Genomic DNA, 8,509 nt, shown 5'->3' with positions numbered 1-8,509 from the left:
CTGGCCGAGCGCGCCCACCTCGCGGAGCGCGCCCACGTGGCCGAGCCGACCCCGGCCGAGCGCGGCAGCGTGCGGCCGTTGGCGCGGCCCGGCGGCGCGTCGACGACGAGCTACCCCACGCAGGACAACCTGGCGCTCGCGCCCCAGGTGCAGCTGCGCGAGCGCGCGGTGGTCGCCGAGGGCTACGAGGCGCCCCACGACGGGCGTTACCAGATCACCACGGTCCACCCGACGACCTACAGCGAGGCCCGGACCATCGGCGAGCACTTCCGCGAGGGCGTTCCTGTGATCATGAATCTGACAGAGATGGACGAGCCCGACGCCAAGCGACTCGTGGACTTCGCCGCCGGGCTCGCGTTCGGCCTTCGCGGTAGCATGGAGCGCGTCACCAACCGCGTCTTCCTGCTCTCGCCCGCCAACGTGCAGGTCACAGCAGAGGACAAGGCAAAGATCGCTCAGGGTGGTTTCTTTGAGCGTGGCTGAGAGGCGTGGCAGGACGTGCTGTCGGTGGTACTCCAGGTTATCTACCTGATCATCTACGTCTTCCTGTTGACCCTTATCGCCCGATTTATCCTGGGTACGGTGCTCAGTCTCGGCCGCCGTTGGCGACCGGCTCGCGGGGCTGCGGCAGCGCTCGAGATGGTCTGGAGCGTCACCGATCCACCCCTCAAGGCGTTGAGGCGAGTGATCCCACCGCTGCGAGTTGGTACGGTGAGCGTCGACCTAGCGTCTCTTGTGCTGCTGGTTATTGTGTTCGTGCTGATGTACTTCGTGCTTCCGAGCCTGATCAACCTTGCGTAGACCAGGCCCACGGAAGCACGCGGCCGCGACTGACCCGAGGAGATTCGATGCCGCTAACCCCGGCTGACGTCCACAACGTCGCGTTCAAGAAGCCCCCGATCGGTAAGCGGGGGTACGACGAGGAGGAGGTCGATGCTTTCCTCGACGAAGTTGAGCGCGAACTCGCACGACTCATCGAGGAGAACAACGAGCTCCGGGCTTCCGGCGGCCGTGCTCCCGCGCCCGGTGCGGGCGGTGACCCGCGGCTGGCCGCGGAGCTGAGCGATCTCAAGGCGACGCTCGACCGCGTGCAGCGGGAGAAGGCGTCGGCCGAGCAGGCCGCCCGGCAGATGCAGGGCGAGCTGGAGCAGGTCCGCGCCCAGGGCGGCGGCGCCGCTGGCGGCGACGGCGAGCAGCAGGCGCTGCGGGTGCTCATGATGGCCCAGCGCACCGCTGACGACCACGTCTCCGACGCCCGTCGTGAGGCGGAGAAGCTGCTCACCGACGCGCGCACCAAGGCCGACGAGCTGACCCGCGAGGCCCGCTCCAAGGCCGAGGCTCTTGAGCGCGACGCGCGCACGCGTCACCAGGAGGCCATGGGCGGCCTCGAGTCCAAGCGTGCCGCCCTGGCGAAGCACCTTGAGGAGCTCAAGCAGTTCGAGCGGGAGTACCGGACCCGTCTCAAGGCGTACCTGGAGAGCCAGCTCCGTGACCTGGCCGGCCGGGGCGAGGCCCTGGCCGACGAGCCGTCCCGCAACGGTGCCGTCGAGGCGCCGCGTCCGGCGGGCGGGGCCGGTGGTCTGGCGACCGCAGGTGCCGGTTCGCTGGGTGCCCCCGGCGGGCGTGCCGCGGACAGCGCGGCGCACTAACGCGTGACCGGGGTGGGCGCCGCACCGCGCCCGCCCCGTACACCGACCCATCGCGTACGACGCGATGGTTCAATGGTGCGTGGCCAGCGTTGACGCGACGATCATCGCGATCCGGGTGAAACCCGGCGCGCGCCGGCCGCGCGTCGGCGGCTCCCGCGAGGGCGCCCACGGCCCGGCCCTCATCGTCGCGGTGTCCGCGCCGGCCGTCGACGGCCGCGCCACCGAGGCCGCGCTCCGCGCGCTCGCGGACGCGTTCGGCCTGCGCTCCTCCGATGTCGCCCTCCGTGCGGGCGAGACCAGCCGCGACAAGCTCGTCGCCGTCACCGCGCCGCCCGAGTCCTGGCGCGCACGGCTCGCCGACCTCCGTGGGGACCCTGCCCGGTGACCGAGAGTCTCGACCACGCTCTGCTGATCGGGGCGCTCGTTCTGCTCGTTGCGGTCGCCGCCGTGCGCCTGTCGACCCGGGTCGGCCTGCCGAGTCTGCTCATCTACCTGGCGATCGGCGTCCTCCTCGGCGAATCCGGCTTCGGCCAGATCGAGTTCGATAACTACGACCTCACCCGGGTGCTCGGCGTCTGCGCGCTCGCCGTGATCATCGCCGAGGGCGGTCTCTCCGCCCGTTGGTCGACGGTGCGTCCGGTGCTGGCGCCGGCGGTCACGCTCGCGACCTTCGGCGTGGTGATCAGTGTCGCGGTGGTGGGCGTCGTGGTCCACCTGCTGCTGGACGTGCCGCTGCAGACGGCCCTGCTCTACGGGGCGGTGCTCTCCTCGACCGACGCCGCGGCCGTCTTCTCCACCCTGCGCCGGCTGCTCGTGCGGCCCCGGCTGGCCGCCACGTTGGAGGCCGAGTCCGGCATCAACGACGCGCCGGCCGTCCTCCTGGTGATCGCGCTGTCCGTGCCGACGCTGTCGGACCTGGTCTGGTGGCATGAGCTGCTGCTCATGGCCTACGAACTGGCAGCCGGCGCGGTCGTGGGCGTGCTGGTCGGCGTGGCCGGGGCGTTCGCCCTGCGGAGGGCCGCCCTGCCCGCCGTGGGCCTCTACCCGCTGGCGGCCGCCGGGCTCACGATCCTGGCGTACGCGGCGGGCGCCACCGCGCACGCCTCCGGCTTTCTCGCGGTGTACGTGTGCGGTGTGATCCTGGGCAACTCCCGCATCCCGCACCGGCAGGCGGTGCTCGGCTTCGCCGATGGGCTGGCCTGGCTCGCCCAGATCGGCCTGTTCGTCCTGCTGGGGCTCCTCGCCTCGCCCGCCCGCCTGTCGTCGGCCGTGTGGCCCGCGCTCGTGGTGGGCACCGTCCTGGTGGTGGTGGCGCGGCCCCTGTCGGTGCTGCTCAGCCTCGTGTGGTTCCGGGTGGGCTGGCGGGACCAGTTCTTCCTCTCCTGGGCGGGGCTGCGCGGCGCCGTCCCGATTGTCCTGGCCACCATCCCGCTGTCGCTTCTGGGGCCGGACATGATGCCGCTGTTCGACGTCGTCTTCGTCCTCGTCGTGATCTTCACCGTCCTCCAGACCACCACGCTGGCCCCGGTCGCCCGCTGGCTGCGGGTCACCGCCCCGGCGGAGGCGACCGAGCTGCGGGTGGAGACGGCGCCGCTGGACGAGATGAACGCGGACCTGCTGCAACTGTCCGTGCCACCCGGCTCCCACCTCGCCGGCATGTACATCGACGAGCTGCGCCTGCCCCAGGGTGCGGCCGTGACGCTCGTGTTGCGCGACGGGCACGGCTTCGTGCCCCAGCCGAACGACCGGCTGCGCTCCGGCGACAACCTGCTCATCGTGGCCACCTCGGCCAGCCGGGACGCCGCCGAGCGCCGGTTGCGGGCGGTGAGCCGGCGCGGGCGCCTGGCCCGCTGGTACGGCGAGACGGGCGACGCCCAGCCCCATTGACCTTGGGGTACGGGACGTCGCGAGTTTCCGCGTTGCCCGAAATGGTCCGGCTACGTGTGGCATGTTTGTCGGAAGCCCACAGGTTCCGTATCCTTGCCAGCCTCTGGAGTGCGCGGCGCCCCGCCGCGCGCCCGTTTTTGCATGTGGGGGACAGCCATGGCCGAGCGGGCAGGTGCCGTGCGGAAGGCCACTAAATCGGGCGTTCCGGCGACCGCCGAGACGCCCCAGGCGCGCGCCCGGACGAAGGCCGCCCCGGCCGCCGCGAAGACCACGGCGAAGAAGGCCGAGCCGGCGAAGAAGGCCGCGTCCGCCGCGAAGGCGACCCCCACGAAGAAGGCCGCGCCCGCCACGAAGGCGACCGCGGCGAAGGCCGTGCCGGCCAGGGCCACGGCCACGAAGTCCACCCCGGCCGCGAAAGCGGCGACGAAGGCGATCGGAACCGTGAAGGCTGTCAAGCCTGCCGCGGCGAAGAAGACGACCGGGGCCGCGAAGGCGGCACCGGCGAAGCAGGCGGCACCGGCGAAGAAGTCGCCGGTGACCGCGAAGACGGCGGAGAAGACGGTGCCGGCGACGAGGTCGGCGACCCGTAAGAGCACGCCCGCGGGCGGGAAGGCGCCGGTCCGACCGGCGGCGACCCCGACCGGGGCACCGGATTCCGCCGCCACCAGTGCGGCCGAGGGAGCGACCATGGCGAAGCCAGCTGACACGAAGACCCCACGCAAGGCGGCGCCGGTCAAGGCCCCCCGCACTGCCGCGGAGACCGAGAAGATCCGCGAGGCGCTCGCCGCCCGTCGCGACGAGCTCCGCGAGGAGTACGAGTCGACGCTCACCGAGATCGCCGAACTGCAGCGCGACCGGCTCACCGACTCGGCCGGGGACGACCAGGCGGACACCGGCACCAAGACGTTCGAGCGCGAACAGGAGATTTCGCTCGCGAACAACATCCTTGACCGGATCACGCAGGTGGAGCGCGCCCTCGAGCGCCTCGACGACGGCCAGTACGGCTGGTGTGAGCGGTGTGGCAACCCGATCCCGGTCGAGCGACTGGCGGCCTTCCCGTCGGCTACCCTCTGCGTGACATGCAAGCAGCTGGAGGAGCGGCGTTGACACCTGATCTTCTTTCGCCGGGTTCGGAGGGTGACCATCGCGACGCGGTGGAAGAAGATCAGCCGATTCCGCTGACCGCCCGCCGCCGGGCCTGGGTCGTGCTCGCCAGCACGGCCGCGGTGGCGATCATCCTGGACGTGATCACGAAGACGCTCGCGATCCAGCACCTGAGCGGCCAGGAGTCCGTGCGCCTGCTCGGCGGCGCGGTGTACCTGACGTTCACCCGCAACGCGGGCGCGGCGTTCAGCATCGGGACGAACCTGACCTGGATCTTCCCGATCATCGCGATCTTCGTGTGTGGCGTGATCGTGGTGCTGGCCCGGAAGCTGGCCTCGCTGCCGTGGGCGGTCGCGATCGGGCTCATCCTCGGCGGCGCCATGGGCAACCTCGGTGACCGGCTGTTCCGGTCGCCGGGGCCGTTCCGCGGGCACGTGGTCGACTTCATCAGCGTGTTCGGCGACGCGGGCGAGCGGTTCCCGGTGTTCAACGTCGCCGACTCGGCGCTGACCTGCGGCGTGGTGCTGGCGATCCTGCTGGAGCTCACCGGTCGCCGGCGCGACGGCCTGCCCGCCGACACGGACGCGCACGGCTCGTGACACTTCCGTACTCTCCGGCTGGTCGGGAGGGTGAGCGCCGCACGGTGCCGGTGCCCGATGGTCTTGACGGGCTCCGGTTGGACCTGGCGATCTCCCGGCTCTTCGGGCTCTCCCGCACCGCGGCGGCCACGCTCGTCGACGACGGCGCCGCCTCCGTCGACGGCGTTTCCCGGACGAAGTCGGACAAGGTGCGCGCGGGCGACTGGCTCGAGGTCGTGCTGCCGCCGCCGCCCGTGCCGGTCACCGAGGTCGTGCCGACGCCGGTGGACAATCTGCGCGTCGTCTTCGACGACGACGACATCGTCGTGGTCGACAAGCCTGTCGGCGTCGCCGCGCACGCCAGCCCCGGCTGGACCGGCCCCACCGTGACCGGCGGGCTCGCCGCCATGGGGCTGCGCATCTCCACCAGCGGCGCCGCCGAGCGGCAGGGCGTGGTGCACCGGCTCGACGTGGGCACGACCGGGCTGATGGTGGTCGCCAAGAGCGAGATCGCCTACAGCGTGCTCAAGCGGGCGTTCAAGGAGCGCACCGTGGAGAAGCGCTACCACGCCGTCGTGCAGGGCCAGCTGGACCCGTTCCGCGGCACCATCGACGCGCCGATCGACCGGCACCCGACCCACGACTACAAGTGGGCCGTCATCTCGGGCGGCAAGCCGAGCGTGACCCACTACGACACGCTCGAGGCGTTCCCCGCCGCGAGCCTCGTGGACGTGCGGCTGGAGACGGGCCGCACCCACCAGATCCGGGTGCACTTCTCGGCGCTGCGCCACCCCTGCGTGGGCGACCTGACCTACGGCGCCGACCCGACCCTGTCGGCCCGGCTGGGCCTGGACCGGCAGTGGCTGCACGCCCGGTCCCTCACGTTCGAGCACCCTACGCGGGGTGACGACGTGACATTCGTCAGTGAGTACCCGGATGATCTCGCCGCGGCGCTCGCCACGCTGCGTGACGCGGCCTGAGGCGTTGCCCCGCTGGATAGGATGACTTCGCCGCGCCGACCGGCCAGGATTAGTTGGCCGTGCGGGGATGGCAAAGGCCGCCGTAGTCCGTAGCCTTGGCCTGACATCGCGGTTGGGGAGGAGCAGCGTGGATACCGAGCGGGCCCAGGCCGACGCGGACGGCCGGTGGCGCGCCATCCGCGACCGCACCCGGCTCGGTGGCCGGGCCGCCCCGCCCGAGGAGGCTCCGTACGTGCCGACGCGTGATGGTGGGCGCCTGCCCTCCCGCCCAGTGCCGCCGCAGCCCACCCATGGCTACTCCGCGCCGCCCGCACAGGGCTACGCGCCGACCCACGGTCGGGCGGGTTCGTCGCCGGCCCCGCGCCCGCCGCCGGCGCCACCGGCCGCCGTGCACGACCCGGCGGTCCAGCTGCTGCGCCGCAGCTTCAACGGGCCGCGGGTGCTCGCGTTCGCCAACCCCAAGGGCGGCGTGCACAAGACCACCGCCACCGTCCTCGCGGCCGCCACGATCGGCTCCGTGCGCGGCCGGGGCGTCCTCGCCTGGGACGACAACGAGCTGCGCGGCACCCTGGGCCTGCGCGCCGGCAGCGCCCGGCACGCCCGCACCATCCGGCACCTGATGAGGGAGCTGCTGGAGGTCGAGGCGCTCTACGGCACCGAGCTGGCCGACCGGCTCGACGACTTCCTCCGTCACGCCGCGGACGGCACCTACGACGTGCTCGCCGGCGAGGAGAACCCGCGCTTCGCCGAGAAGCTCGACCCGTACTCGGTGCGTCGGGTCCTGGAGCTGCTACGTCGCACGCACGAGGTGATCTGCGTGGACACCGGCAACAACGTGGAGAGCGCCAACTGGCAGACCGTCCTGGAGACGGCCGACCAGCTCGTGGTGACCACGGTGCCCCGCGAGGACGCGGCGTTCACCGCCGACTGGATGCTCGACCTGCTGGAGGAGAAGGGCATGGGCGGGCTGGTGGCCAACGCGGTCACCCTCCTGTCGTGCCCGACGCCCCGGCCCTCGCCGCTGCTCGATGACCTCGCCCGGCATTTCGCCAGCCGTACGCGGTCGGTGGTCGTGGTGCCCTACGACCCGGCCCTGGAGCCGGGCTCGTCGATCGACTTTCCGCAGCTCGCGCCCGCGACGCGGGCGGCCTGGCTGCACGCGGCCGCGGTGATGATGGCCCCGTTCGCCCGCTGAGGCGGGCGCACAGCGGCGGTGTTATGTCTGAATTGCGCGCATAATTCGGGCTGATGTGGTTCGCTCGACGAACGGATACCCGTCGAGGAGCCTGCGATGACCAGTGGCACGCCCGGGCCCGGCGAACCGGACCCGTACGCCGACCCCGACCGACCGCCGCCGCCACCGGGCGCGGGTGGGGCTCCGCCGTCCCGACCGGACGATTCATCGGCTCCCCTGGAGCAGGGCCCGGTCGAGTTCGGCGCCGCCTGGCCCGACGCGACGGCGGGGCCGGTCGGCGGCGGCACGACGCCCTACGGCGCCGCCGAGCCCCCGGACCGCGCCGAGCCCACCGCGCCTGACCAGCCCGCGTGGCCGGGCGAGACGGTGTGGCCGGGCGAGCCTGCCACGCCAACCGAGCCTTCCGGTTCAGGTGAGTTCTCCGGTTCGGGTGAGTCTTTCGGTTCCGGCGAGCCTTCTGGTTCGGGGGAGCCTTCTGGTCCCGGCGAGCGTGCCGTTCCTGGCGAGCCCGGCGGTCCCGGCGAGTCCGCGTGGCCGGCCGGTACCGGCGGGTCCGCCTGGCCGGCCTGGCCGTACGAGCAGGCGGGTGCGGGCGGACCGGTCGGCCAGGGCGACAGCGCCGGACAGCCCGCCGGCTTCGATGCCGACGAGGAGCCGCGCGCTGGGGAGCCGTCCGTAGCGGAGCCGTCNCCGTACGTAGCGGAGCCGTACGTAGCGGAGCCGTACGTAGCGGAGCCGTCCGTCGGGGAGCCGGCGACCGCGGGTCCGCCGCCCGGCGAGCCGCCGAGCTGGTATCCACCGCCGCCCGGCCCGCCCTCGCCGCCCACGGTCGTGGTGCCCCCGCCGCCCGGGGAACCGCCGCCCGGAAAGCCACTGTCCGGCGGGCCGCTGTCCGGGGAGCCACTGTCCGGGGAACCGTCGTCCGAGGGGCCGTCCGGCCCGCCCGGCTATCCGTCCGGCGCCCCGGGATTCCCGCCGCCGGGCGCCCCTGGCGGTCCGCCGGCCGGTGCACCTCCCTTCGGACAGGGCGGCTACCCGCCACCAGGCGGCCCGGGCTACGGCCCACCGTCCGGGCCGGGCAGTCCGGCCTACGGGCCGCCGGGCGCCTACGGCGGC

The 8,509-nt window shown here is 72.9% G+C and carries 9 protein-coding genes and 1 pseudogene; 9 read left to right on the top strand and 1 reads right to left on the bottom strand.

Annotation, left to right across the window (positions count from 1 at the left end; all coding sequences use genetic code 11):
- The 5 genes from ABD211_RS27240 to ABD211_RS27220 all read left to right on the top strand — a co-directional run.
- Window positions 1–483 (top strand): cell division protein SepF (locus tag ABD211_RS27240; RefSeq protein ID WP_344137957.1); only part of this gene is annotated, 483 nt, incomplete at its 5' end.
- Between the two features lie 15 nt (window positions 484–498).
- A complete protein-coding gene (locus ABD211_RS27235) occupies window positions 499–801 on the top strand; it encodes a YggT family protein (protein WP_344137954.1) in 303 nt (100 codons plus the stop codon).
- 47 nt (window positions 802–848) lie between these two features.
- Complete coding sequence (locus tag ABD211_RS27230) at window positions 849–1,649, top strand: DivIVA domain-containing protein (RefSeq protein WP_344137951.1); 801 nt, start codon at window positions 849–851, stop codon at window positions 1,647–1,649.
- A 79-nt stretch (window positions 1,650–1,728) separates the two neighbouring features.
- Window positions 1,729–2,034 carry a DUF167 domain-containing protein gene (locus tag ABD211_RS27225; RefSeq protein WP_344137948.1) on the top strand — a complete coding sequence of 102 codons (306 nt, stop codon included), beginning with the start codon at window positions 1,729–1,731 and terminating at the stop codon, window positions 2,032–2,034.
- Window positions 2,031–3,536: a potassium/proton antiporter gene (locus tag ABD211_RS27220; protein WP_344137945.1), complete on the top strand. Its 1,506-nt coding sequence runs from the start codon at window positions 2,031–2,033 to the stop codon at window positions 3,534–3,536. The genes ABD211_RS27225 and ABD211_RS27220 overlap by 4 nt, the downstream gene beginning before the upstream one ends.
- Window positions 3,537–3,586: 50 nt before the next feature.
- On the opposite strand, the gene ABD211_RS27215 is transcribed toward ABD211_RS27220, so the two are convergent.
- Complete coding sequence (locus ABD211_RS27215) at window positions 3,587–4,225, bottom strand: hypothetical protein (RefSeq protein WP_344137942.1); 639 nt, start codon at window positions 4,223–4,225, stop codon at window positions 3,587–3,589.
- Here ABD211_RS27215 and ABD211_RS27210 point away from each other — a divergent pair.
- The 4 genes and pseudogenes from ABD211_RS27210 to ABD211_RS27195 all read left to right on the top strand — a co-directional run.
- Window positions 4,224–4,643 (top strand): TraR/DksA family transcriptional regulator, encoded by a 420-nt coding sequence (locus ABD211_RS27210; protein WP_344137939.1) that lies wholly within the window; start codon window positions 4,224–4,226, stop codon window positions 4,641–4,643. The two genes, ABD211_RS27215 and ABD211_RS27210, sit on opposite strands and share 2 nt — an antisense overlap.
- Window positions 4,616–5,239 carry a signal peptidase II gene (gene lspA / locus ABD211_RS27205; protein ID WP_425560543.1) on the top strand — a complete coding sequence of 208 codons (624 nt, stop codon included), beginning with the start codon at window positions 4,616–4,618 and terminating at the stop codon, window positions 5,237–5,239. The genes ABD211_RS27210 and lspA overlap by 28 nt, the downstream gene beginning before the upstream one ends.
- On the top strand, window positions 5,236–6,198 hold the full coding sequence (locus ABD211_RS27200) for an RluA family pseudouridine synthase (protein ID WP_344137936.1): 963 nt from the start codon (window positions 5,236–5,238) through the stop codon (window positions 6,196–6,198). The genes lspA and ABD211_RS27200 overlap by 4 nt, the downstream gene beginning before the upstream one ends.
- Window positions 6,199–6,394: 196 nt before the next feature.
- Window positions 6,395–7,393, top strand: a pseudogene (locus ABD211_RS27195) (MinD/ParA family ATP-binding protein); the annotation flags it as partial.
- Window positions 7,394–8,509 lie beyond the last annotated feature (1,116 nt).

It is taken from the genome of Luedemannella flava, from assembly GCF_039528515.1.
Classification (GTDB): Bacteria; Actinomycetota; Actinomycetes; order Mycobacteriales; family Micromonosporaceae; genus Luedemannella; species Luedemannella flava.
This window is presented reverse-complemented; position numbering and strand designations above follow the sequence as displayed.